The 24,449-nt window shown below is 70.7% G+C and carries 16 protein-coding genes and 3 rRNA genes; 15 read left to right on the forward strand and 4 right to left on the reverse strand.

The window, feature by feature from the left end; genetic code table 11:
* Positions 1–106: 106 nt before the first annotated feature.
* Positions 107–391 carry a hypothetical protein gene (locus ACF0H8_RS08650; protein ID WP_395288541.1) on the forward strand — a complete coding sequence of 95 codons (285 nt, stop codon included), beginning with the start codon at positions 107–109 and terminating at the stop codon, positions 389–391.
* Between the two features lie 136 nt (positions 392–527).
* On the opposite strand, the gene ACF0H8_RS08655 is transcribed toward ACF0H8_RS08650, so the two are convergent.
* Positions 528–1,511 (reverse strand): quinone oxidoreductase family protein, encoded by a 984-nt coding sequence (locus ACF0H8_RS08655; protein ID WP_395288542.1) that lies wholly within the window; start codon positions 1,509–1,511, stop codon positions 528–530.
* 238 nt (positions 1,512–1,749) lie between these two features.
* On the opposite strand from ACF0H8_RS08655, the gene argC reads away from it, so the two are divergent.
* From argC to ACF0H8_RS08685, 6 genes are read left to right on the forward strand one after another with little or no spacing between them, the layout of a single operon-like run.
* Positions 1,750–2,811, forward strand: coding sequence for an N-acetyl-gamma-glutamyl-phosphate reductase (gene argC / locus ACF0H8_RS08660; RefSeq protein WP_395288543.1), 1,062 nt, complete (start codon positions 1,750–1,752; stop codon positions 2,809–2,811).
* Entirely contained in the window at positions 2,808–3,983 is a 1,176-nt protein-coding gene (gene argJ / locus ACF0H8_RS08665; RefSeq protein WP_395288544.1) for a bifunctional glutamate N-acetyltransferase/amino-acid acetyltransferase ArgJ, read from the forward strand. Before argC ends, argJ begins: the two co-directional genes overlap by 4 nt.
* Positions 3,980–4,915 carry an acetylglutamate kinase gene (argB, locus tag ACF0H8_RS08670; RefSeq protein ID WP_395288545.1) on the forward strand — a complete coding sequence of 312 codons (936 nt, stop codon included), beginning with the start codon at positions 3,980–3,982 and terminating at the stop codon, positions 4,913–4,915. Before argJ ends, argB begins: the two co-directional genes overlap by 4 nt.
* The gene (locus ACF0H8_RS08675; protein WP_395288546.1) at positions 4,912–6,189 is read left to right on the forward strand and encodes an acetylornithine transaminase; all 1,278 of its coding nucleotides are present in this window, start codon (positions 4,912–4,914) and stop codon (positions 6,187–6,189) included. The genes argB and ACF0H8_RS08675 overlap by 4 nt, the downstream gene beginning before the upstream one ends.
* Positions 6,186–6,791 carry an arginine repressor gene (gene argR, locus ACF0H8_RS08680; RefSeq protein WP_395288547.1) on the forward strand — a complete coding sequence of 202 codons (606 nt, stop codon included), beginning with the start codon at positions 6,186–6,188 and terminating at the stop codon, positions 6,789–6,791. Before ACF0H8_RS08675 ends, argR begins: the two co-directional genes overlap by 4 nt.
* A complete protein-coding gene (locus ACF0H8_RS08685; RefSeq protein ID WP_395288548.1) occupies positions 6,788–8,056 on the forward strand; it encodes an argininosuccinate synthase in 1,269 nt (422 codons plus the stop codon). Before argR ends, ACF0H8_RS08685 begins: the two co-directional genes overlap by 4 nt.
* Before the next feature lie 370 nt (positions 8,057–8,426).
* Here ACF0H8_RS08685 and argF read toward each other — a convergent pair whose 3' ends face one another.
* Both argF and ACF0H8_RS08695 read right to left on the reverse strand, forming a co-directional pair.
* The gene (gene argF / locus ACF0H8_RS08690; protein ID WP_395288549.1) at positions 8,427–9,443 is read right to left on the reverse strand and encodes an ornithine carbamoyltransferase; all 1,017 of its coding nucleotides are present in this window, start codon (positions 9,441–9,443) and stop codon (positions 8,427–8,429) included.
* Positions 9,444–9,469: 26 nt separating this feature from the next.
* Positions 9,470–10,711 (reverse strand): arginine deiminase, encoded by a 1,242-nt coding sequence (locus ACF0H8_RS08695; RefSeq protein WP_395288550.1) that lies wholly within the window; start codon positions 10,709–10,711, stop codon positions 9,470–9,472.
* Positions 10,712–10,932: 221 nt separating this feature from the next.
* Here ACF0H8_RS08695 and argH point away from each other — a divergent pair, with 221 nt between their 5' ends.
* From argH to rrf, 6 genes are all read left to right on the forward strand, one after another.
* Positions 10,933–12,480 carry an argininosuccinate lyase gene (gene argH, locus ACF0H8_RS08700; RefSeq protein ID WP_395288551.1) on the forward strand — a complete coding sequence of 516 codons (1,548 nt, stop codon included), beginning with the start codon at positions 10,933–10,935 and terminating at the stop codon, positions 12,478–12,480.
* Complete coding sequence (locus tag ACF0H8_RS08705) at positions 12,477–13,184, forward strand: DNA-3-methyladenine glycosylase (RefSeq protein ID WP_395288552.1); 708 nt, start codon at positions 12,477–12,479, stop codon at positions 13,182–13,184. Before argH ends, ACF0H8_RS08705 begins: the two co-directional genes overlap by 4 nt.
* 132 nt (positions 13,185–13,316) lie before the next feature.
* Positions 13,317–14,585, forward strand: a complete 1,269-nt coding sequence (tyrS, locus tag ACF0H8_RS08710; RefSeq protein ID WP_395288553.1) for a tyrosine--tRNA ligase — start codon at positions 13,317–13,319, stop codon at positions 14,583–14,585.
* Positions 14,586–15,450: 865 nt separating this feature from the next.
* Positions 15,451–16,971: ribosomal RNA gene (locus ACF0H8_RS08715) — 16S ribosomal RNA — on the forward strand.
* Positions 16,972–17,314: 343 nt separating this feature from the next.
* Positions 17,315–20,432 (forward strand): 23S ribosomal RNA (locus tag ACF0H8_RS08720).
* A 101-nt stretch (positions 20,433–20,533) separates the two neighbouring features.
* Positions 20,534–20,650: ribosomal RNA gene (rrf, locus tag ACF0H8_RS08725) — 5S ribosomal RNA — on the forward strand.
* Together the 16S, 23S and 5S rRNA genes form the textbook arrangement of a ribosomal RNA operon.
* Before the next feature lie 5 nt (positions 20,651–20,655).
* Here rrf and ACF0H8_RS08730 read toward each other — a convergent pair.
* Positions 20,656–22,422 carry a hypothetical protein gene (locus ACF0H8_RS08730; protein ID WP_395288554.1) on the reverse strand — a complete coding sequence of 589 codons (1,767 nt, stop codon included), beginning with the start codon at positions 22,420–22,422 and terminating at the stop codon, positions 20,656–20,658.
* Here ACF0H8_RS08730 and ACF0H8_RS08735 point away from each other — a divergent pair.
* Positions 22,351–23,343 (forward strand): hypothetical protein, encoded by a 993-nt coding sequence (locus ACF0H8_RS08735; protein WP_395288555.1) that lies wholly within the window; start codon positions 22,351–22,353, stop codon positions 23,341–23,343. The genes ACF0H8_RS08730 and ACF0H8_RS08735 overlap by 72 nt on opposite strands.
* Positions 23,340–24,410: an HAD-IIA family hydrolase gene (locus ACF0H8_RS08740; RefSeq protein WP_395288556.1), complete on the forward strand. Its 1,071-nt coding sequence runs from the start codon at positions 23,340–23,342 to the stop codon at positions 24,408–24,410. Before ACF0H8_RS08735 ends, ACF0H8_RS08740 begins: the two co-directional genes overlap by 4 nt.
* The last annotated feature ends 39 nt before the right edge of the window (positions 24,411–24,449 follow it).

The following is a 24,449-nucleotide window of genomic DNA, read 5'->3' on the forward strand; positions in this document are numbered from 1 at the left end:
TGGCGGGGACATTGGTCCCGCGACCCGGGCCGCCTGGGCCGTCAGGGTTGAGGGATGAGGATCCTCGTCGTCGTCGCGTCCAAGCACCAGGCCACCGCCGAGATCGGTGACGCCATCGTGCAGGAGCTGCGCGCCGCCGGCCCGCTCCGGCGAGGTGGCGGACCCCGCCCGGGCCTCCACGCTCGTCCGGCAGCTGAGCCCGCGCGGGTACACCACGTTCAAGGGCCGCCTCGACGCCGCGGCGCTGGGGCTGCGCGAGCGGTCGGTCACCCGGATGAGCGCCACGCCCGAGGGCGACTACCGCGAGTGGGAGAAGGTCCGGGTCTGGGCCCGCGGCATCGCGGCCGAGCTGGGGCAGCACAGCCGCGCGGGGCTCTCGCCGGTCGGGTGAGAGGCGCGGAACCCCGCCGGGTGACGGCGCGCGCCGCAGCGGCGCCGCACCCGGCGGTGGCGCGCCGCAGCCGGCGGTCGCGGGCCGGCGCCGCACCCGGCGGTGGCGGGCCGGCGGCGCAGCTCCGCGCCGGGCGTCAGGGGACCAGGAGCACCTTGCCCGTGGTCGCCCGCCCCTCCAGCGCCTCGTGCGCCGCCCCGGCCTCGGCCAGCGGGAAGCGCGCGCCCACCCGGACGTCGAGGGCGCCGTCCGCCGCCGCGCCGAAGATCTCCCCGGCCCGCCACACCAGCTCCTGGCGGTCCAGCGTGTAGTGGGCGAGCGTGGGCCGGGTGAGGAACAGCGACCCCGCGGCGTTGAGCCGCTGCGGGTCGAACGGCGGCACCTGCCCGCTCGCGCCGCCGAAGAGCACGAGCATCCCGCGCGTGCGGATGGAGGCCAGCGAGGCGTCGAAGGTGTCCTTGCCGACGCCGTCGTAGGCGACGTCCACCCCGACGCCGCCCGTCAGCTCCCGCACGATCGGTGGCAGCTCGGCGGTGACGTCGTCGAGCTCGGTGTATCGGATGACCTCCGCCGCGCCGGCCTCGCGGGCCAGCACCTCCTTGTCGTGACTGCCGACCAGGCCGATGACCCGGGCGCCGCGCGCCGTCGCCAGCTGGGTCAGGAGCAGCCCCACCCCGCCGGCCGCCGCCGTGAGCAGCACCGTCTGCCCCGGCTGGACCGGGAACGTCGACGCCACCAGGTAGTGGGCGGTCATGCCCTGCAGCGGCAGCGCGGCCGCGGTCTCCAGCGACAGGCCGTCGGGCACGGGCAGCGCCTTGTCCGCCCGCACGAGAACCTGCTCGGCGTAGGAGCCCGGGGCGTCCGCCCACGCGACGCGGTCGCCCACCGCCACGCCCGTGACGCCGGCGCCGACGGCCCGGACGGTGCCCGCCCCCTCGGCGCCCGGCACGTGCGGGTAGGACATCTTGTAGACGCCCGCCCGCTTGTAGGTGTCGATGAAGTTCACCCCCGCGGCGGCGACGTCGACCAGCAGCTCGCCGGGGCCCGGCTCGGGCTGGGGCAGGTCGACGACAGACAGGACCTCGGGGCCACCGGCCTGGGTGGCGTGGATCGCGCGCATGGCGCTCAGCATGCTCCGGACCCGTCCGGTAAGACAAAGGCGTCTCGCCGGCCACGCGCCGAGCGTTCTGCCAGTCCGAGCCGCATCCGGGGAGACGCGTGCTGCGGGTGCTGGGCCGGCCCGCGTCCGCCGCCCCGCCCGGAGCGGTGGCCGAAGCGTGTCCAGAGCCATGCCGGACCGCCTCCGGAGCGACACATGGCGAGACGCCTCGTCAAAGCATGCATGAGGCTGTATCGTTATGCAGGTGACATTCACTGCAGCGGTGGCCGGCGCCTCCGGCTACGCCGGCGGAGAGGTGCTGCGCCTGCTCCTGGGGCACCCCGAGGCGGAGGTCGGCGCCGTGACCGCGCACTCCAGCGCCGGGCAGCGCCTGGGCGAGCACCACCCGCACCTTCTCCCGCTGGCCGACCGCGTGCTCGAGCCCACCGGCGTCGACGCGCTGGCCGGCCACGACGTCGTCTTCCTCGCCCTGCCGCACGGCGCCTCCGGCGAGGTGACGGCGGCGCTGGAGGCCGCCGGCTCGACCGCCCTGGTGCTCGACTGCGGCGCGGACCACCGCCTCACCGACCCCGCCGCCTGGGAGCGGTTCTACGGCAGCGCCCACGCCGGGGCCTGGCCGTACGGCATGCCCGAGCTGATCGTCGACGGCGAGGCCCGCGGCCACCAGCGCGACCTCCTGCGCGCCGCCCGCCAGGTCGCCGTGCCCGGCTGCAACGTCACCGCCGTGACTCTCGCCCTCCAGCCCGGCGTGGCCGCCGGCGTCGTCGATCCCGCCGACGTCGTCGCCGTGCTGGCCGTGGGCTACTCCGGCGCCGGCAAGGCCGCCAAGCCGCACCTGCTGGCCGCCGAGGCGCTCGGCTCGGCCGCCCCCTACGGCGTCGGCGGCACCCACCGGCACATCCCCGAGATCGAGCAGAACCTGCGCGCCGCCGGCGCCGACGACGTGCGCGTCTCCTTCACCCCGGTGCTCGTGCCCACCTCCCGCGGGATCCTGGCCACCGTCACGGCGCCGCTCGCGGGCGACGCCGCCGCCGTGCGCGGCGCGTGGGAGAGCGCGTACGCCGACGAGCCGTTCGTGCACCTGCTGCCCGAGGGCACCTGGCCCACCACCGCCATGGTCACCGGCGCCAACGCCGCCGCCGTCCAGGTCGCCGTGGACGAGCGCGCCGGCCGGGTGGTCGCCCTGTGCGCCATCGACAACCTCGTCAAGGGCACCGCGGGCGCCGCCGTGCAGTCGATGAACCTCGCCCTGGGGCTGCCCGAGACCGCCGGCCTGACCACCGTGGCGGTGGCCCCGTGAGCGTCACCGCCCCCCAGGGGTTCCGCGCCGCCGGCGTCACCGCCGGCCTGAGGGCCTCGGGCCGGCCGGACCTCGCCCTGGTCGTCAACGACGGGCCCGAGCACGTCGCCGCCGGGGTGTTCACCACGAACCGGGTCGTCGCCGCCCCGGTGCTCTGGTCGCGCACCGCGATCGGCGACGGCGTCGCCCACGCCGTCGTGCTCAACTCCGGCGGCGCCAACGCCTGCACCGGCCCCGAGGGGTTCGCCGACGCCCACCGCACCGCCGAGCACGTCGCCCGGGTGCTCGACGTCTCCGCCGGCGACGTGGTGGTGTGCTCCACCGGGCTGATCGGCGAGCGGCTGGACGTGCCCGCCCTGCTCGGCGGGGTCGACGCCGCGGCCGCGGCCCTCTCCGAGGGGGGCGGCGCGGACGCCGCCACCGCGATCATGACGACCGACACCGTGCCCAAGCAGGTGGTCGAGGAGCGCGGGGACGCCGCCGGGCGCTGGGTCGTGGGCGGCATGGCCAAGGGCGCGGGCATGCTCGCCCCCGGCCTGGCCACCATGCTGTGCGTGCTCACCACGGACGCCGTCGTCAGCGCCGAGGACGCCGACGCCGCGCTGCGGGCGGCCACCGCCGTCACCTTCGACCGGGTCGACTCCGACGGGTGCATGTCCACCAACGACACCGTCGTGCTGCTCGCCTCGGGCGCCTCGGGCGTGCCCGTGGGCGCCGGCGACCTGGCCGAGGCCCTCACCGCCGCGTGCGCCCGGCTGGCCCGGGCGCTCGTCGCGGACGCCGAGGGTGCCAGTCACGACATCGCCGTCACCGTGCGCGGCGCGACCTCGGAGGCCGCGGCCGTGGCGGTGGCCCGGGCGGTCACCCGCTCGAACCTGTTCAAGGCGGCCATCTTCGGCAACGACCCCAACTGGGGCCGGGTGCTCTCCGCCGTCGGCACCGTCCCGGAGGACGTGGCGCCCTTCGACGCCACGGCCGTCGACGTCGCCATCAACGGCGTGACCGTCTGCCGCGCCGGCGGGGTGGGGGAGGACCGCTCCCTCGTCGACCTCGCCGCGGCGCGCGAGGTGCACGTCGACGTCGACCTGCACGCCGGGGACGCCGGGGCGACCGTGTGGACCAACGACCTCACCCACGACTACGTCCACGAGAACAGCGCGTACTCGACATGAGCGGACCCATCACCGTGCCGGAGGACTTCGACACCGCGCGGGACCTCTTCGCCTACCAGAAGGCCGAGGTCCTCATCCAGGCGCTGCCCTGGCTGCGCCGCTTCTCCGGCGCCCGCGTCGTGGTCAAGTACGGCGGCAACGCCATGGTCGACGAGCGCCTCAAGCGCGCCTTCGCACAGGACGTGCTGTTCCTGCACCAGGTGGGGCTGCAGCCCGTCGTCGTCCACGGCGGCGGTCCGCAGATCAACCACCTTCTCGACCGCCTCGGCCTGGTCTCGGAGTTCCGGGGAGGGCTGCGCGTGACCACCCCCGAGGTGATGGACGTGGTGCGCATGGTGCTCACCGGGCAGGTGCAGCGCGAGCTGGTCAGCCTGCTCAACGCCGAGGACGCCCACGCCGTGGGCCTCTCCGGCGAGGACGGGCAGATGCTCCGGGCCGAGCGCCGGCCCGCGATCGTGGACGGCCAGCCGGTCGACGTCGGGCAGGTGGGCGACGTCGTCGCCGTGGACGCCCGGCCGGTGGAGGATCTCCTGGCGGCCGGTCGCATCCCGGTGGTCTCCACCGTGGCCGTCGACACGAGCGACCCCGGCCAGGTGCTCAACGTCAACGCCGACACCGCGGCCGCGGCACTGGCCGTGGCGCTCGACGCCACCAAGCTCGTGGTGCTGACGGACGTGGAGGGCCTGTACGCCGCGTGGCCGGACCGGTCCTCGCTGGTCAGCCAGATCGGCGCCGCCGAGCTCGCGGGCATGCTGCCGCGACTGCAGTCCGGGATGGTGCCCAAGATGGAGGCGTGCCTGCGCGCCGTGCGCGGCGGCGTGCCCCAGGCGCACGTCATCGACGGGCGGCAGGAGCACTCGATGCTGCTGGAGATCTTCACCGACGCCGGGGTGGGCACGCTCGTGGTGCCCGACGAGGAGGGCCAGGGATGACGGGGACGACGAGCAGCCCGGCGGCGGCCGGCACGCCGGCCGCGGTGACGGCGGCCGGCGAGACGGGGGGCGCGTGGGCGGGGCGCTACGGCGCCGCGCTGATGAACACCTTCGGCCCGCCCCAGCGGGTGCTGGTGCGCGGCGAGGGACCCTACGTCTGGGACGACGCCGGCCGGCGCTACCTGGACCTGCTCGGCGGCATCGCCGTCAACGCGCTCGGTCACGCCCACCCGGCGCTGGTCGCCGCGGTCACCGAGCAGCTGAGCACGCTCGGCCACGTCTCGAACTTCTTCGCCACCCCCGCCCAGGTCACCCTCGCCGAGGAGCTGCTGCGCGTCGTCACCCCCGGCGGGGCGCCCGCCGGCTCGCGGGTGTTCCTGGCCAACTCCGGCGCCGAGGCCAACGAGGCCGCGTTCAAGATGGCCCGCCGCCACGGCGGCGCCGCCCGGCCGCGGATCCTCGCCCTCGAGGGCGCCTTCCACGGGCGGACCATGGGCGCCCTGGCGATCACTTACAAGGCCGCCTACCGCGAGCCGTTCGAGCCGTTGCCCGGCGGGGTGGAGTTCCTGCCGTTCGGCGACGTCGCCGCCCTCGAGGCCGCGATGGGCCCGGACGTCGCCGCGCTCTTCCTCGAGCCGGTGCAGGGGGAGGCCGGCGTGCGGCCGCTGCCCGCGGGCTACCTCACCCGCGCCCGCGAGCTCACCGCCCACGCCGGCGCCCTGCTCGTCCTGGACGAGGTCCAGTCCGGCATGGGGCGCACCGGGACCTGGATGGCCCACCACCTGCCCCACGTCGGCGGGGGCGTGGTGCCCGACGTCGTCACCCTGGCCAAGGGGCTGGGCTCCGGGATCCCCGTCGGCGCCGCCGTCGCGCTGGGCGAGCACGCCGCCGGGTTGTTCAGCCCCGGCCAGCACGGCACCACCTTCGGCGGCAACCCGGTGGCCGCCGCCGCCGCCCTGGCCACGATCCGCACCATCGAGTCCGACGAGCTGCTGGGGCACGTCGCCGAGCTCGGCGCCTGGCTGCGCGAGCGGCTCGCGGCCGTGCCCGGCGTCACGGAGGTGCGCGGCGAGGGGCTGCTGATCGCCGTCGCCCTCACGGCGCCGGTGGCCAAGGACGCCGCCGCGGCGCTGCTGGACGCCGGGTTCGTCGTCAACCCGGTGCGGGAGGACGCGCTGCGGCTGGCGCCGCCGCTGATCCTCACCCGCGCGCAGGCGGCCACGTTCGTCGCCGCCCTGCCGGCCGCACTCGCCGCGGCAGGGGTGGGCGCATGACCGACGTCGAGCCCGGCACCCGGGTCGCGGCCACGAAGGCGGGACGGCACGCCGTCATCGCCGAGATCCTGGCCCGGTCCGCCGTCCGGTCGCAGGCCGAGCTGCGCGACGCCCTCGCCGAGCGCGGTGTCCACGCCACGCAGGCCACCCTCTCGCGGGACCTGGACGAGCTGCGCGCCCTGAAGGTCCGCGGGCCGGACGGCGACCAGGTCTACGCGCTGCCCCGGGAAGGTGGCAGCGCCGCCGCGCAGACGAGCGAGCAGGAGCAGATCGCCGCCCGGTTGCAGCGCTGGTGCGCCGAGGTGCTCGTGGCCGCCGACACCACGCTGAACCAGGTCGTGCTGCGCACCCCACCCGGGGCCGCCCAGCTGCTTGCCTCGGCGATCGACCAGTCCGTGCTGCCCGGGGTGCTCGGCTGCATCGCCGGCGACGACACCGTGCTCGTCGTCACGCGCGACACCGCCACCGCCGTCGGCCTCACCGCCCGGCTCCTGGCACTCGCGGGGCGCGAGCGGCCCCAGCCGGGCACGACAGCAGAGATCGGCACCCCTCAGACCCCCGCCAGCACGGCGGGTACGAACCACGCAGGAGACGGAAGATGACTGAGAACCAACCCACGACCACCGGCACGAAGGAGCGGGTCGTCCTGGCCTACTCCGGTGGCCTGGACACTTCCGTCGCGATCGGCTGGATAGGTGAGCGCACCGGCGCCGAGGTCATCGCCGTCGCCGTGGACGTCGGCCAAGGTGGCGAGGACCTCGAGGTCATCCGCCAGCGGGCGCTGGACTGCGGCGCCGTCGAGGCCTACGTCGCGGACGCCCGCGAGGAGTTTGCGACTGAGTACTGCATGCCGGCCCTGAAGGCCAACGCGCTGTACATGGACTCCTACCCGCTGGTCTCCGCCCTCTCCCGCCCCGTCATCGTCAAGCACCTGGTGCGCGCCGCGAAGCAGTTCGGCGCCACCACCGTGGCGCACGGCTGCACCGGCAAGGGCAACGACCAGGTCCGCTTCGAGGTGGGCATCACCTCCCTGGCGCCGGAGCTGAGGTGCCTGGCGCCGGTGCGCGACCTCGCCCTGACCCGCGACGTCGCCATCGACTACGCGAACAAGCACGACCTCCCCATCGCGACGACGAAGAACAACCCCTTCTCGATCGACCAGAACGTCTGGGGCCGCGCCATCGAGACCGGGTTCCTCGAGGACATCTGGAACGAGCCGACGAAGGACGTCTACAGCTACACGGACGACCCGACCTACCCGCCGCTGCCCGACGAGGTCGTCATCACCTTCGCCGAGGGCGTGCCGGTCGCCATCGACGGCCACGCCGTCACCCCGCTGCAGGCCATCCAGGAGCTCAACCGCCGCGCCGGCGCCCAGGGCGTGGGGCGCATCGACATCGTCGAGGACCGCCTGGTGGGCATCAAGTCCCGCGAGGTCTACGAGGCGCCGGGAGCCATGGCGCTCATCGCGGCGCACAAGGAGCTCGAGAACGTCACCGTCGAGCGCGAGCAGGCCCGGTTCAAGCGGGGCGTGGGGCAGCGCTGGACCGAGCTGGTCTACGACGGCCAGTGGTTCTCCCCGCTCAAGCACTCCCTCGACGTCTTCATCGACGACACCCAGCGCTACGTCTCCGGCGACATCCGCATGGTCCTGCACGGCGGCCGCGCCACCGTCACCGGCCGGCGCAGCGAGCAGAGCCTGTACGACTTCAACCTCGCCACGTACGACACCGGTGACGCCTTCGACCAGTCGAACTCGAAGGGCTTCATCGAGATCTACGGGATGACGTCGAAGCTCGCCGCGGCCCGCGACGTCACGTTCGGCAAGGGCGTGGACCTCTCCGCGGTGCCCACCATCAAGGCCTGAGGAGGCGCGCGCGGGTTGCCGGCAGCGCCGGCCAACCCGCGCTTCTCCGGCCGCCCGGCCGCCCGGCCGCCCGGCCGCGCGGCCGCCGGGCCCCGCACGCGCCGAACAGGCCCTAATCCGGCGATCTGCAGGGATTTCGACGGATTAGGGCCTGTTCGCGCCCTGGATCCGCGCGCTCAGCCCCGGCGGCCGGCCATGAGCTCGGGCCCGGGCGGGGTGGCGGCCCTCGCCGCGCGGAACTCATGCGTTCGAGGCCTCAGGTCCAGGATTGGGTGACCTCGACGGTGTCGAGCCCGCACGGGCACGGCCAGCCCGTCCGCACGCGACCGACAGGCCTGAACGCGGGCGGCGGGCGGTGCGCCCCGGCCGGTCATGCCAGCGTCGCGACGAGCACGGCCTTGATGGTGTGCATCCGGTTCTCGGACTGGTCGAACACCACCGAGGCGGGCGACTCGAAGACCTCGTCGGTCACCTCGAGGGCGTCCATGCCGGTGCGCTCGTAGATCTCCTGCCCCACCGCGGTGCCCAGGTCGTGGAACGCGGGCAGGCAGTGCAGGAACTTCGCCTCGGGGTTGCCGGTGGCCGCCATCACCTCGGCGTTGACCTGGTAGTCGCGCAGCAGCGCGATGCGCTCGTCCCAAGCCTCCTTCCTCTCGCCCATGGACACCCACACGTCGGTGTAGAGGAAGTCCGCGTCGCGCACGCCGGCGGCCACGTCGTCGGTGACGGTCAGGCGGGCCCCCGTCGTCGCGGCCACCGCGCGGGCCTGCGCCACCACCTCGGTCGCCGGCTGCAGCGGCGCGGGGGCGACCAGGCGCACGTCCATCCCGAGCAGCGCCCCGGAGACGAGCAGCGAGTTGGCCGTGTTGTTGCGGGCGTCGCCCAGGTAGGCGAGCACGAGGTCGGCGTCGGGCTTGGGTGCGCCGCCCACGAGGGGGGCGTGCTCGCGCATGGTCAGATGGTCGGCGAGCATCTGCGTGGGGTGCCACTCGTCGGTCAGGCCGTTGAAGACCGGGACGCCGGCGTACCGGGCGAGGGTCTCGGCGTCGGCCTGGCGGGCGCCGCGGTACTCGATGCCGTCGAAGATGCGGCCCAGCACGCGGGCGGTGTCCTTGACCGACTCCTTGTGGCCGATCTGTGAGCCCGCCGGGTCCAGGAGGGTGACGTGAGCGCCCTGGTCGTGAGCGGCCACCTCGAAGGCGGTCCGGGTGCGGGTGGAGGTCTTCTCGAAGATCAGGGCGATGTTCTTGCCGGCGAGCCGCCGCTCCTCGGTGCCGGCCCGGCGTGCCGCCTTCAGCTCCGCGGCGAGGTCGAGCAGGGACCGCCATTCCCGGGGGGAGAAGTCCAGCTCCTTCAGGAAGCTTCGTCCGCGCAGCTCGCTCGTCACGCCGTGTACCCCTGTTCTCGTATGCCTCAGTTTCCCTCCCGGATCGTAGGACAGCTCATGCAGTGCGGGCCGCCGCGTCCGCGGCCCAGCTCCCCGCCCGGCACGGCGAGCACCTCCACGCCCATGTCCCGCAGGTATGCGTTGGCTGTGGTGTTGCGGTCGTACGTCACGACGACGCCCGGTGAGAGCGCCAGAGCATTGCAGCCGTCGCTCCACTGCTCCCGAGCTGCCGAGCGGACGTCCTGCTCAGGTGTGAGGATCCGCAGTCCGGTGACGCCCATGGCTTCCGCGATCGCCGCGTGCATGTGCTCGGCCTCGTGCTGCACCACACGCAGGCCCTCGCCCCCGGGCGTGATGGTCGCCGACGCGAGCATCCCCAATCCGCCGTACTTGATGAACGAACGGGTGTCGACCATCGTCATCACCGTGTCGAGGTGCATGAACTGCCGCGCCTTGGGCATCGTGAGCGCCACGACCCTGTCAGCGGCACCGGCGGCGAAAAGTCGCGAGGCGAAGAGTTCCACGCCCTGCGGCGTGGTGCGTTCCCCCATGCCCACGAGGACGGCACCGTCGCCGAGCACCAGCACGTCCCCGCCCTCCACCGTGGTCGTGCTGTCGGCCAGCGGGGCCGACCACCGGCTGCGTGCGCTCCCGGCGAACCGCGGGTGCCAGCGGTAGATCGCTTCGTAGTGGACCGACTCCCGGACTCTCGCGGGCAGGCGCATGGAGTTGACGGCCACGCCGTCGTAGACCCACGTCGAGGTGTCGCGGGTGAAGAGGTGGTTGGGCAGCGGAGGCAGCACCAGCTCATCGATGCCGATACCGTGCATCACCAAGGAGGGCGGCTCGGAGATCTGCTCGAGCATCTCGCGCTTGGTGAGGCCGCCGATGAGGATCCCGGTCAGTTCGGCGTCGTCCATGCCGTCGGCCATCTCCCGGAGCACCGGCGCCGCGACGGGACCGTGCAGGCGTACGCCGAAGACGTGGTCGATCACGTAGGAGCGGGCCTCAGGCACAGCCAGCGTCTCTCGCAGGAGGTCGGTGAGCAGGAGTACCTCCACACCGGCACCCGCGAGGAGCGCGACGAACTCGTCGTGCTCCTCCTGCGCACGCTGCACCCAGAGCAGATCGTCGAAGAGCAGCTCTTCCTTGTTCTCCGGGGTGAGTCGCCCCAGCTCCGGGCCGGGGCGATGCAGGATGACCTGGTGCAGGCGCGCCACCTCTGAGGCGACTCCGAGCGGGCGCACGGTCGTGGCCGGTGCGGCCACGCTCTGGTCTGGGACTGTCTGTTCAGAAGACACACCAACCATGCGATCACCGTCTCACGGTCCTAGCCGCCACCGCAGGGGATCGGTCAACCGTCGGAGTCCGAGGACCTGGCGACGGCTTCGGACGAGGAGGCACGACCAGCGGCGGCGCGCCGACCCCACGCGGCCGGTGACCGGACGCGCGTGGCACCGGGGCCGCCCGACGCGGCAAGATCGCCCCCATGGACTCCTCAGCGACACAGCCACGCCCCGACGCCCCCGCCGAGCACCTCAGCCTGTGGGGCGGGCGCTTCGCCGGCGGCCCGGCCGACGCCCTGGCGGCGCTGAGCAAGTCCACCCACTTCGACTGGCGGCTGGCCGGGTACGACATCGCCGGCTCCCGCGCCCACGCGCGGGTGCTGCACCGGGCGGGCCTGCTCGACGACGGGGAGCTCGCCGGCATGCTTGACGCCCTGGACCGGCTCGAGGAGGACGTGGCGTCCGGGGCGTTCGTCCCCGCGCCCGACGACGAGGACGTGCACACGGCCCTCGAGCGCGGCCTGATCGAGCGCGCCGGGGCGCAGCTGGGCGGCAAGCTGCGGGCCGGCCGTTCCCGGAACGACCAGATCGCGACCCTGGTGCGGATGTACCTGCGCGACAGCGCGCGCGCGCTCGCCGCCGGCGTCCTCGACGTCGTCGACGCGCTCATCGGCCAGGCGGCGGCGCACCCGGACGCCGTCATGCCCGGGCGGACCCACATGCAGCACGCTCAGCCCGTCCTGCTCGCCCACCACCTCCTGGCACACGCGTGGCCCCTGATGCGGGACGCGCAGCGGTGGGCCGACTGGGACGAGCGGGCGGCCGTGTCCCCCTACGGATCCGGGGCGCTCGCGGGCTCCTCCCTCGGGCTCGACCCCGACGCCGTCGCCGCCGACCTCGGCTTCCGCGCCTCGGTGGAGAACTCCATCGACGGCACGGCGGCGCGGGACGTCGTCGCGGAGTTCGCGTTCGTCGTCGCCATGACCGGGGTGGACCTGTCCCGTCTGAGCGAGGAGGTCATCCTCTGGGCCACCAAGGAGTTCGGCTTCGTCCGCCTCGACGACGCCTACTCCACGGGTTCGTCGATCATGCCGCAGAAGAAGAACCCCGACGTGGCCGAGCTTGCCCGCGGCAAGGCGGGCCGGCTCATCGGCGACCTCGCCGGCCTCCTGGCGACGCTCAAGGGGCTGCCGCTGGCGTACAACCGGGACCTGCAGGAGGACAAGGAGCCCGTCTTCGACGGCGTCGACACCCTCGAGCTGCTGCTGCCGGCCGTCGCCGGCATGGTGGCGACCCTGCGGTTCGACACCGACCGGATGGCCCAGCTCGCCCCGCAGGGCTTCTCGCTGGCCACGGACATCGCCGAGTGGCTGGTCCGGCAGGGCGTGCCCTTCCGCGTCGCCCACGAGGTGGCCGGCGCCTGCGTGCGGGAGTGCGAGGCGCAGGACAAGGAGCTGTGGGACCTCACCGACGCCGAGCTGGCGGGGATCAGCGAGCACCTCAACCCGGCGGTGCGCGAGGTGCTGACCGTGGAGGGCTCCATCGACTCCCGCGACGGGCACGGCGGCACCGCGCCGGTGCGGGTGGTGGAGCAGCTCGCCCGGGCGGCCGACCTCGCCGGCGCCCTCCGCCGCTGGGCGACCTCCGACGCGGACCTCCCGATCTCCGACGAGGACCAGCCCGCCGACGCGTTCGGGACTGGCGACGACGGGGGCGAGCGCGCCGACGACGGGGGACCGGCGACCGCGTGAGCACGGCGGAGGCAACCCTCGAGGACTGGGCCGCGCTGCTGCGCCGTCCGGCGGAGGAGGTCGCCCCGCGGCTGCTCGGCTCCGTGCTGGCCGTGCGCGGCGGAGCGGCCGGCGGCGTGCCGGCGAACGCGGACGGCCGGCGTCCGGACGGCGAGCGGGTCGCCGGCGAGTCCGACGCCGTCGTCGCCGTGCGGCTGACCGAGGTCGAGGCCTACAGCGGCGAGCGGGACCCGGGCTCCCACGCCTACCGGGGCCGCACCGTCCGGACCGCCCCCATGTTCGAGCCCGGCGGACGGCTCTACGTGTACTTCTCCTACGGGATGCACTGGTGCGCGAACATCGTGTGCGGGCCGGCGGGCACCGCCTCCGCGGTGCTGCTGCGGGGCGGGGAGGTCGTCGAGGGGCAGGAGCTGGCCCGGGCCAGGCGCGCCGCCGCCCGCTGGGACCGCGACCTGGCTCGCGGCCCGGCCCGTCTGGCCCAGGCACTGGGGCTCACCGGGGCGGACAGCAACCTCGAGCTGCGGCCCGGCGGGCGGGCGGAGCTCACGCTCGGGGAGCCGGTGGACCCGGCTCGGCTGCGCTCGGGCCCGCGGGTCGGCGTGGCCGGTCCCGGCGGGGACGCACGGACCTTCCCGTGGCGCTACTGGATCGACGGCGAGCCCACCGTCTCGGTGTACCGCCCGGCCGCGCCGCGGCGTCGCTAGCCGGCCGCCGGACGACGTCCGGGCGCCCTGGCGCGTCCGGCCGCCGGGAGGGGAGGCAAGGCCCCTCCGCGACGCGGCACACTGGTACCCGTTCCCGGGTCCCCGGGAGGGAAGAGGAGAGGTAGTAGAAGAGTGACCGACATCCTGGACGAGCTCCACTGGCGGGGGCTGCTGTCGCAGTCGACCGACATCGACGGGCTGCGGTCCGCCCTGGCCGACCGGCTGGTCACGTTCTATTGCGGCTTCGACCCCACGGCACCGAGCCTGCACCACGGGCACCTGGTGCAGCTGATCCTCATGCGCCACCTCCAGCGCGCCGGACACCACCCCATCGCGCTCGTCGGTGGGGCCACCGGAATGATCGGCGACCCGCGCATGTCCGGGGAGCGGGTCCTCAACGACAAGGAGACCGTCGCTGGCTGGACCGACCGCCTGCGCGGCCAGATCGAGCGCTTCCTCGACTTCGAGGGGGACAACGCGGCGCAGATGGTGAACAACCTGGAGTGGACCGGCCAGCTCTCGGCCATCGACTTCCTGCGCGACATCGGCAAGCACTTCCGGCTCGGCACCATGCTCGCCAAGGACACCGTCGCTCGTCGGCTGGCGAGCGACGAGGGCATCTCCTTCACCGAGTTCAGCTACCAGATCCTGCAGGGCATGGACTACCTCGAGCTGTACCGCCGGTACGGCTGCACGCTGCAGACCGGCGGGAACGACCAGTGGGGCAACCTGGTATCCGGCGTTGACCTGATCCGCAAGGCGGAGGGGGCGAGCGTCCACGCAGCCACCACGCCGCTGATCACGAAGGCCGACGGCACCAAGTTCGGCAAGTCCGAGGGCGGGGCCATCTGGCTCGACGGCGAGATGTTCAGCCCGTACGCCTTCTACCAGTTCTGGCTCAACACCGACGACGCCGACGTCGTGCGCTACCTGAAGGTCTTCACCTTCCGCAGCCGCGAGCAGATCGAGCAGCTGGCCGACGCGGTGGCGGAGCGACCCCAGGCCCGGGAGGCGCAGCGGGCGCTCGCGGAGGACGTCACGACCCTCGTCCACGGTGCGGAGGCGACCGAGCGGGTCCGCCGGGCCTCGCAGGCCCTGTTCGGCCGTGACGACCTCCGGGAGCTGGACGGCGCCACGCTCCGGGACGCCGTCGCCGAGCTGCCGCGCGGTGAGGTCACCGCGGGGGAGTCCACGGTCGTGGACCTCCTGGTGGCCACAGGCCTGGAGAAGGGCCGGTCGGCAGCCCGGCGCACCATCGCGAGCGGCGGCGCCTACCTCAACAACGAGAAGGTCGAGGACGAGGACCGCGTGCTCTCGGTCGAGGACCTGCTCGACGGCGGGTACGTGCTGCTGCGCAAGGGCCGGCGGCACCTGGCTGTCGGGGCGGCCGCGGACGGCTGACGACAACCGGACCACCAATGACCGGACGGGCGCGCCATCGCGGAAGCGGCGGCGCGCTCGTCTGCTTCTCGGCCCCGGCCCCGGCCCCGGCCCGGCGCCGGCCCCGGCCCCGACCGGAGTGCGTCGCCGCCCCTCGCGCGTCGACGAGCACAGGTCGCTGCCGAGGCGGGCAAGCCGACGCGCCGTGCCACCGCTGTGCTTCAAGTCTCCGGGGCGGGATCGGGCGCCTCTGACCGCTCAAGTGCCGCTAGGCGGCGGCGAACCCGCAGGTCAGAGCGCCGTTCGGGCCCGCGTAACCCGCCGGCAACCTCGAGTTGACCGGTGCGGAGGGGCGTCGTAATGTACTTCCTGCTGCTCCGGACGGGAGGCACGGACGAAGGACCGAGAGGTCCGCGGCCGGTCCCGGGAGCGGATCCCACGGACGACGACGAACCGGTGACACGATCACCGGTCACGAGGCGTCCGCGGGGGGCTGGTCGGTAATGCAGGTCACGCCGGTGAGGAATTCGCCGGAGTTGACAGGTGGAAATCGGCCGGGATAAATTAGTGAGGTTGCCCCGGAGGGGTCGGGAACTTCGGTTTCTGGGTCTGATGGTGTGTGTCTGTTCTTTGAGAACTCAACAGTGTGCCAAGTTTTTGATGCCATTTGATCCTGGGTGTCGCTGGTCGGTCTGACTCGTTGTGGGTCGGGCCGGTGGTGGCGTCCGTGGGTTTGTTTTGTTTTGGTTGCGTGCCATGTCCTGGGCCCCGTCCTGGGGGTGGTGCGGATGCCATGGATTGGCTCCCGGCCGTTGGTTGGGGGTTGTCTTCGTATGGTTTGTCGGTGCGTGCGCGTTCTTTGGGGGCGTGTGGGTGCCGCGGGTTTTTTACGGAGAGTTTGATCCTGGCTCAGGACGAACGCTGGCGGCGTGCTTAACACATGCAAGTCGAACGATGAAGCCAGCTTGCTGGTGGATTAGTGGCGAACGGGTGAGTAACACGTGAGTAACCTGCCCCCGACTTCGGGATAACGCCGGGAAACTGGTGCTAATACCGGATATGACACTCCAGCGCATGTTGGTGTGTGGAAAGTTTTTCGGTTGGGGATGGGCTCGCGGCCTATCAGCTTGTTGGTGGGGTGATGGCCTACCAAGGCGGCGACGGGTAGCCGGCCTGAGAGGGTGACCGGCCACACTGGGACTGAGACACGGCCCAGACTCCTACGGGAGGCAGCAGTGGGGAATATTGCACAATGGGCGCAAGCCTGATGCAGCGACGCCGCGTGAGGGATGACGGCCTTCGGGTTGTAAACCTCTTTCGGCAGGGAAGAAGCCCCTCGGGGTGACGGTACCTGCAGAAGAAGCGCCGGCTAACTACGTGCCAGCAGCCGCGGTAATACGTAGGGCGCAAGCGTTGTCCGGAATTATTGGGCGTAAAGAGCTCGTAGGCGGTCTGTCGCGTCTGCTGTGAAAACGCGAGGCTCAACCTCGCGCCGGCAGTGGGTACGGGCAGACTAGAGTGCGGTAGGGGAGACTGGAATTCCTGGTGTAGCGGTGGAATGCGCAGATATCAGGAGGAACACCGGTGGCGAAGGCGGGTCTCTGGGCCGTTACTGACGCTGAGGAGCGAAAGCATGGGGAGCGAACAGGATTAGATACCCTGGTAGTCCATGCCGTAAACGTTGGGCACTAGGTGTGGGGGCCGTTTCCACGGTTTCCGTGCCGCAGCTAACGCATTAAGTGCCCCGCCTGGGGAGTACGGCCGCAAGGCTAAAACTCAAAGGAATTGACGGGGGCCCGCACAAGCGGCGGAGCATGCGGATTAATTCGATGCAACGCGAAGAACCTTACCAAGGCTTGACATGCACCGGAAACGTCCAGAGATGGGCGCCCCGCAAGGTCGGTGCACAGGTGGTGCATGGTTGTCGTCAGCTCGTGTCGTGAGATGTTGGGTTAAGTCCCGCAACGAGCGCAACCCTTGTCCCATGTTGCCAGCGGGTTATGCCGGGGACTCATGGGAGACTGCCGGGGTCAACTCGGAGGAAGGTGGGGATGACGTCAAATCATCATGCCCCTTATGTCTTGGGCTTCACGCATGCTACAATGGCCGGTACAAAGGGTGGCGATGCCGCGAGGTGGAGCGAATCCCAAAAAGCCGGTCTCAGTTCGGATTGGGGTCTGCAACTCGACCCCATGAAGTCGGAGTCGCTAGTAATCGCAGATCAGCAACGCTGCGGTGAATACGTTCTCGGGCCTTGTACACACCGCCCGTCACGTCACGAAAGTCGGTAACACCCGAAGCCGGTGGCCCAACCCTTGGGGGGGAGCCGTCGAAGGTGGGACTGGCGATTGGGACGAAGTCGTAACAAGGTAGCCGTACCGGAAGGTGCGGCTGGATCACCTCCTTTCTAAGGAGCGTTCCGGAACACCCACGGCCTGTAGTACGCCGGCTGCTCGCAGCCGGCGGGAACCGGGTCGGCTGGGTGGGTCTGGTGGCCACGTCCCGCGGCGAGGGTCCGTCGGGGTGGTTGCTCATGGGTGGAACGTCAGGAGCTTGGGCACGCTGTTGGGTCCTGAGGGAACAGGCCCCACCGGGTCCGGCGCCGCCGGACGCCCCGCGAACGCGGGTGGTGGGTTGCGGTTTGCTCTGGTGGCCGCCCCGGCCCGCGATCATCGGTTGATGGTGGTGGGTGGGTGTTGGTGCGTAGCTTGAGAACTGTACAGTGGACGCGAGCATCTTTGATCTTTTGTGGTCAAGTTTTTAAGAGCATTCGGTGGATGCCTTGGCACCAGGAGCCGAAGAAGGACGTTGTAGCCTGCGATAAGCCTCGGGGAGCTGGCAAACGAGCTGTGATCCGAGGGTGTCCGAATGGGGGAACCCGGCCGCAGTCATGTGCGGTTACCCGCGCCTGAATATATAGGGCGTGTGGGGGGAACGTGGGGAAGTGAAACATCTCAGTACCCACAGGAAGAGATATTCCGTGAGTAGTGGCGAGCGAAAGCGGATCAGGCTAAACCGGGGGTGTGTGAGAGCCGGCGGGCGTTGCACCTCCGGGGTCGTGGGACCCACTGACCGCCTCTGCCGGGGCGGTGGGGAGTTGACAAAGCTCGGGTGTAGTCGAACGGTCTGGGAAGGCCGGGCACAGTGGGTGAGACCCCCGTAGACGAAACGCCCGGGCCTCCTTGTGGGGATCCCGAGTAGCACGGGGCCCGTGAAATCCCGTGTGAATCTGCCAAGACCACTTGGTAAGCCTAAATACTACCTGGTGACCGATAGCGGACTAGTACCGTGAGGGAAAGGTGAAAAGTACCCCGGGAGGGGAGTGAAATAGTACCTGAAACCGGATGCTTACAATCCGTCGGAGCCTCCCTAGCAGGGGTGACGGCGTGCCTTTTGAAGAATGAGCCTGCGAGTTAGTGGCATGTGGCGAGGTTAACCCGGGTGGGGAAGCCGTAGCGAAAGCGAGTCCGAACAGGGCGGTTCAGTCGCGTGCTCTAGACCCGAAGCGGAGTGATCTACCCATGGGCAGGTTGAAGCACGTGTAAGAGCGTGTGGAGGACCGAACCCACTTAGGTTGAAAACTGAGGGGATGACCTGTGGGTAGGGGTGAAAGGCCAATCAAACTCCGTGATAGCTGGTTCTCCCCGAAATGCATTTAGGTGCAGCGTCGTGTGCTTCTTGCCGGAGGTAGAGCTACTGGATGGCCGATGGGCCCTACAAGGTTACTGACGTCAACCAAACTCCGAATGCCGGTAAGTGTGAGCACGGCAGTGAGACTGCGGGGGATAAGCTTCGTAGTCGAGAGGGAAACAGCCCAGATCACCGGCTAAGGCCCCTAAGCGTGTGCTAAGTGGGAAAGGATGTGGAGTTGCCCAGACAACCAGGAGGTTGGCTTAGAAGCAGCCATCCTTGAAAGAGTGCGTAATAGCTCACTGGTCAAGTGATTCCGCGCCGACAATGTAGCGGGGCTCAAGCACACCGCCGAAGCCGTGGCACTCACGCGTGACCCCCGCCAGTCCTTGAGGCTGGTGCAGGGGCGTGGGTGGGTAGGGGAGCGTCGTGTGGGAGGCGAAGCGCCGGGGTGACCCAGGCGTGGATCCCACACGAGTGAGAATGCAGGCATGAGTAGCGAATGACGGGTGAGAAACCCGTCCGCCGAATGACCAAGGGTTCCAGGGCCAGGTTAATCCGCCCTGGGTAAGTCGGGACCTAAGGCGAGGCCGACAGGCGTAGTCGATGGACAACGGGTTGATATTCCCGTACCGGCGAAGGACCGACCATACCGAGCCCGGTGATGCTAACCACCCAACGGCGGCCATCCGTCCCCTTCGGGGGGCACCGGCCGCCCGCGCGTGGGACCCGATCCGGCAGTAGGTAAGCGTGTTAACAGGGGTGACGCAGACAGGTAGCCACCGCGTGCTTAATGGCAATGCACGTCTAAGGATGCAGGGCGGGGTGCAGGCAAATCCGCACCCCATATGAGCCTCAGGTCCGATGGTGACCCCGTAGGGGGAAGCAGGGTGATCCTATGCTGCCGAGAAAAGCCTCGACGCGAGGGACTAGCCGCCCGTACCCGAAACCGACTCAGGTGGTCAGGTAGAGCATACCAAGGCGATCGAGAGAATCGTGGTTAAGGAACTCGGCAAAATGCCCCCGTAACTTCGGGAGAAGGGGGGCCTGAGGGGTGAAGCCACACGCTGGCTAGCCCTTTTGGGCCGCAGAGACCAGGGAGAAGCGACTGTTTACTAAAAACACAGGTCCGTGCGAAGTCGCAAGACGATGTATACGGACTGACGCCTGCCCGGTGCTGGAAGGTTAAGAGGACGGGTCAGCCCATCAGGGCGAAGCTCAGAATTTAAGCCCCAGTAAACGGCGGTGGTAACTATAACCATCCTAAGGTAGCGAAATTCCTTGTCGGGTAAGTTCCGACCTGCACGAATGGCGTAACGACTTCTCCGCTGTCTCGACCGCGAACTCGGCGAAATTGCACTACGAGTAAAGATGCTCGTTACGCGCAGCAGGACGGAAAGACCCCGGGACCTTTACTATAGCTTGGTATTGGTGTTCGGTACGGCTTGTGTAGGATAGGTGGGAGACCGTGAAGCGCCCACGCCAGTGGGGGTGGAGTCGCCGTTGAAATACCACTCTGGTCGTACTGCACATCTAACCTCGGTCCGTGATCCGGACCAGGGACAGTGCCTGGTGGGTAGTTTAACTGGGGCGGTTGCCTCCTAAAATGTAACGGAGGCGCTCAAAGGTTCCCTCAGCCTGGTTGGCAATCAGGTGTCGAGTGCAAGTGCACAAGGGAGCTTGACTGTGAGACTGACGGGTCGAGCAGGGACGAAAGTCGGAACTAGTGATCCGGCGGTGGCTTGTGGAAGCGCCGTCGCTCAACGGATAAAAGGTACCCCGGGGATAACAGGCTGATCTTGCCCAAGAGTCCATATCGACGGCATGGTTTGGCACCTCGATGTCGGCTCGTCGCATCCTGGGGCTGGAGTAGGTCCCAAGGGTTGGGCTGTTCGCCCATTAAAGCGGTACGCGAGCTGGGTTTAGAACGTCGTGAGACAGTTCGGTCCCTATCCGCTGCGCGCGCAGGAAACTTGAGAAGGGCTGTCCCTAGTACGAGAGGACCGGGACGGACGAACCTCTGGTGTGCCAGTTGTTCCGCCAGGAGCACGGCTGGTTGGCTACGTTCGGGAGGGATAACCGCTGAAAGCATCTAAGCGGGAAGCCTGCTTCAAGATGAGGTTTCCACCAGGCTTGTCCTGGGAAGGCCCCCAGCAGACCACTGGGTTGATAGGCCGGACGTGGAAGCGGGGCAACCCGTGGAGCTGACCGGTACTAATGGGCCGACAACTTGCCCACAACAAAAAGCAGCAGAGCACTGCACGCGTCCACTGTACGGTTCCCGAGATACGCCCCACGACCAGCCCAGGCGCTGGTCGGGCCGGACATCTCCACAGAGTTACGGCGGTCATAGCGAGGGGGAAACGCCCGGTCCCATTCCGAACCCGGAAGCTAAGCCCCTCAGCGCCGATGGTACTGCACGGGAGACTGTGTGGGAGAGTAGGACACCGCCGAACATTCTTTACAAGGAGGCCGCAACATCAACGTTGCGGCCTCCTTGTTGTTTCAGCAGCATTGAGTTCAGCTGCACGCACGCACCGATCCAGTAGAGGAAATGATGGCCACCGAGCACGATGGGCAGGGCGCCGAGCGTCCCCGACGCGACTGGGACCGCTCCGCCGGTGCGGACCGTGGAGGTCAGCGAGGGCGTCCGGGGCGGTCCGACGGGGCCGGCGCGGGGGCGAAGCGCGATCAGGGCGACCGTCGTGGTGATTACCAGCGTCGTGACGATGACCGGCGCGGTGGGTATCAGGGGCGGGGCGGTGACCGTCCCGGGGGCGGTGCCCAGCGCCGCGATGGTGATCAGCGTGGTGGTGGTTACCAGCGTCGTGACGATGACCGGCGCGGTGGGTATCCGGGGCGGGGCGGTGACCGTCCCGAGGGCGGTTTCCAGCGGCGTGAGGGTGACCGTCGTGAGGGTGGTTTCCCGCGTCGCGATGGCGACCAGCGTGGTGGTGGTTACCAGCGTCGTGACGATGACCGGCGCGGTGGGTATCAGGGGCGCGGGGGCGACCGTCCCGAGAGTGGTGCCCAGCGCCGCGATGGCGACCAGCGTGGTGGTGGTTACCAGCGTCGTGACGATGACCGGCGCGGTGGGTATCAGGGGCGCGGGGGCGACCGTCCCGAGAGTGGTGCCCAGCGCCGCGATGGCGACCAGCGTGGTGGTGGTTACCAGCGTCGTGACGGCGACCAGCGTGGTGGTTACCGTCGCGACAGCGACCAGCGTGGTGGTTACCAGCGTCGTGACGATGACCGGCGCGGTGGCTATCAGGGGCGCGGCGGCGACCGTCCCCAGGGTGGTTTCCAGCGCCGCGATGACGATCAGCGTGGTGGTTACCAGCGTCGTGACGATGACCGGCGCGGTGGCTATCAGGGGCGCGGCGGCGACCGTCCCGAGGGCGGTTTCCAGCGTCGCGATGGCGACCAGCGTGGCGGTGGTTTCCAGCGGCGCGAGGGTGACCGTCGTGAGGGCGGTTTCCAGCGCCGCGATGGCGACCAGCGTGGTGGTTACCAGCGTCGTGACGATGACCGGCGCGGTGGCTATCAGGGGCCCGGCGGCGACCGTCCCCAGGGCGGTTTTCAGCGTCGCGATGGCGACCAGCGTGGCGGTGGTTTCCAGCGCCGCGAGGGCGACCAGCGTGGCGGTGGTTTCCAGCGCCGCGATGGCGACCAGCGTGGTGGTTACCAGCGTCGTGACGATGACCGGCGCGGTGGCTATCAGGGGCGCGGCGGCGACCGTCCCCAGGGTGGCTACCAGCGTCGCGAGGGCGACCGTCGTGAGGGCGGTTTCCAGCGCCGCGATGGCGACCAGCGTGGTGGTTACCAGCGTCGCGATGATGACCGGCGCGGTGGCTATCAGGGGCGAGGCGGCGACCGTCCCGAGGGCGATTTCCAGCGTCGAGAGGGCGACCAGCGTGGCGGTGGTTTCCAGCGTCGCGATGGCGACCAGCGTGAGGGTGGTTACCAGCGTCGTGATGATGACCGGCGCGGTGGCTACCAGGGGCGAGGCGGCGACCGTCCCCAGGGTGGCTTCCAGCGTCGAGATGGCGGGTACCGCGACAGCCGTCCGGCCCGCCAGGACAACGACCGGCCACGTCGCGAGGCCCGGCCGGATCGACCGGAGGAGCCCAGCATCCCCGAGGACGTCCAGCCGCAGATGCTCGACCGGGGGGCTCGCGCCAGGCTGCGCACGCTCGGGAAGAACAACGCGGACCTCGTCGCGCGGCACCTCATCATGGCTGGCCGCCTGATCGACGACGAGCCTGAGCTGTCGTACGCGCACGCCCAGGCCGCGATGCGTCGCGCGGGCCGTGTCGACGTCGTCCGGGAGGCGCTCGCCGTTACCGCCTACTCCACGGGCCGGTACGCGGAGGCCCTGCGCGAGCTGCGCACGGTCCGCCGGCTCTCGGGCATCGACGCGCACCGTCCCATGGAGGCGGACTGCGAGCGTGGGCTCGGCAGGCCGGAGCGAGCTCTTGCCATCGTCGCCGAGACGGACACCTCGGAGCTCTCGGAGGAGGACAGCACCGAGCTGGCCATCGTGGCCAGCAGCGCACGAGCCGACCTCGGCGAGCACGAGGCGGGCCTGCTCGTGCTGGAGTCGCCGCTCGTCGAGAAGGTCACGCGTCCGGACCTGACGCGTCGTCTCGCCGTCGTGAGGGCCGAGCGTCTCGAGGAGCTCGGCCGCACCGACGAGGCGGCCGCACTGCGCGAGGCCATCGGACCCGAGCCCGAGCCCGAGGAGGACATCGTCGTCGTCGACCTCGCCGAGGAGTACGACGCGGGCGAGGACGACGACGTGGCCGAGGACCGACCGGGGTACGACAGCGCCGACGAGAGCACCGAGCGATCGGTCGACGAGCCGGAGTCCGATGCCTTGCAGGAGCCGGGTGAGGTAGGGCAGTCGGAGGAGGTCGAGCCGTCCGGCGCACCGCAGGCGACAGACGCCGCCGAGCTGGCCGGTGACGCCGACCAGTCCAGCGGCCCTGAGATCACCGAGGACGACACCTCCGTGAAGGAGGACGACGCCGCTTCAGTGAAGGAGGACGACACTCCCGTGGAGCAGAGCACCGCTCCGGTCGGGGACGCGGCTCCCGCGGGCGAGCAGAGCTCGGCCGACGTCGATGGCGCGGGGGAAGACCCCCAGTGACCACCACGACGGCCACGCTCCTGGCCAGCGCCGAGCCGCTCGCGTCCGCCTACGACGTCGCGCTGATGGACCTGGACGGGGTCTGCTACCGCGGCCCGGAGCCGGTCGATCACGCCGATACCGGCGTGACGGCCGCCCGTGACCTCGGGCTCCGGATGATGTTCGTGACCAACAACGCCGCGCGCGAGCCGCAGACCATCGCCGACCAGCTGTCATCCCTCGGGATCCCCACGACGGCCGAGGAGGTCATGACCTCCTCCCAGGCGGCCGCCGCCATCCTGGCCGAGAGCCTCCCGGGCGGTTCCCTGGTGCTCCCGATCGGCGGCCCCGGCCTCAGGATGGCGCTCACCGAGGCCGGCTTCCGGCTGGCGGAGTCGGCGCAGGACGAGCCCGTCGCCGTCGTGCAGGGCTTCGCCCCCGACCTGGGCTGGCGAGACCTGTCCGAGGCGGCCTACGCCATCGCCGCCGGCGCCCGGTACGTGGCCACCAACCTGGACGCGACCCTTCCCACCGAGCGTGGCATGGCCGTCGGCAACGGCTCGCTGGTGGCCGCGGTGACCAATGCCACGGGCGTCGCGCCCGTCTCCGCGGGCAAGCCCGAGCCCGAGATCTTCCGGCAGGCCGCGGCCCGCGCACACGGCAGACGGCCGATCGCCGTCGGCGACCGCCTCGACACCGACATCGCGGGGGCGCGGGCGGCCGGCATCCCGGCCCTGCACGTGCTCACCGGGGTCAGCGACGCCCGTGACGTGCTGCTGGCGGCTCCGCACGAGCGCCCCAGCTTCCTCGCCACCGACCTGCGCGGCCTGTCCGCCCCCCACCCGGCCCCGGTGCCGGACGGCGAGTGGTGGACCTGCGGCGCGGCGGCGGCACGGGTCACCGGGCCGGAGCCGCACCTCGAGGTGAACCTCCGGGGGAGGACCGTGGAGCTGGACCCGGCCGAGCCGGTCACCGTTTCCCTGGACGCCTGGCGCGCCCTGGCGGCCGCCGCCTGGGCCGCGGCCGACGCCGGCACGCCGCTCACGGTGCGGCAGGTGCCTGTGCTGGAGGTCGTCGCGCCGCGATAACCTCATCCCGGACCGCGACCGACGAGCCACAGGGCGGGA

Origin of the sequence: Georgenia sp. AZ-5, from assembly GCF_043952095.1 — a bacterium.
Lineage (GTDB): Bacteria > Actinomycetota > Actinomycetes > Actinomycetales > Actinomycetaceae > Georgenia.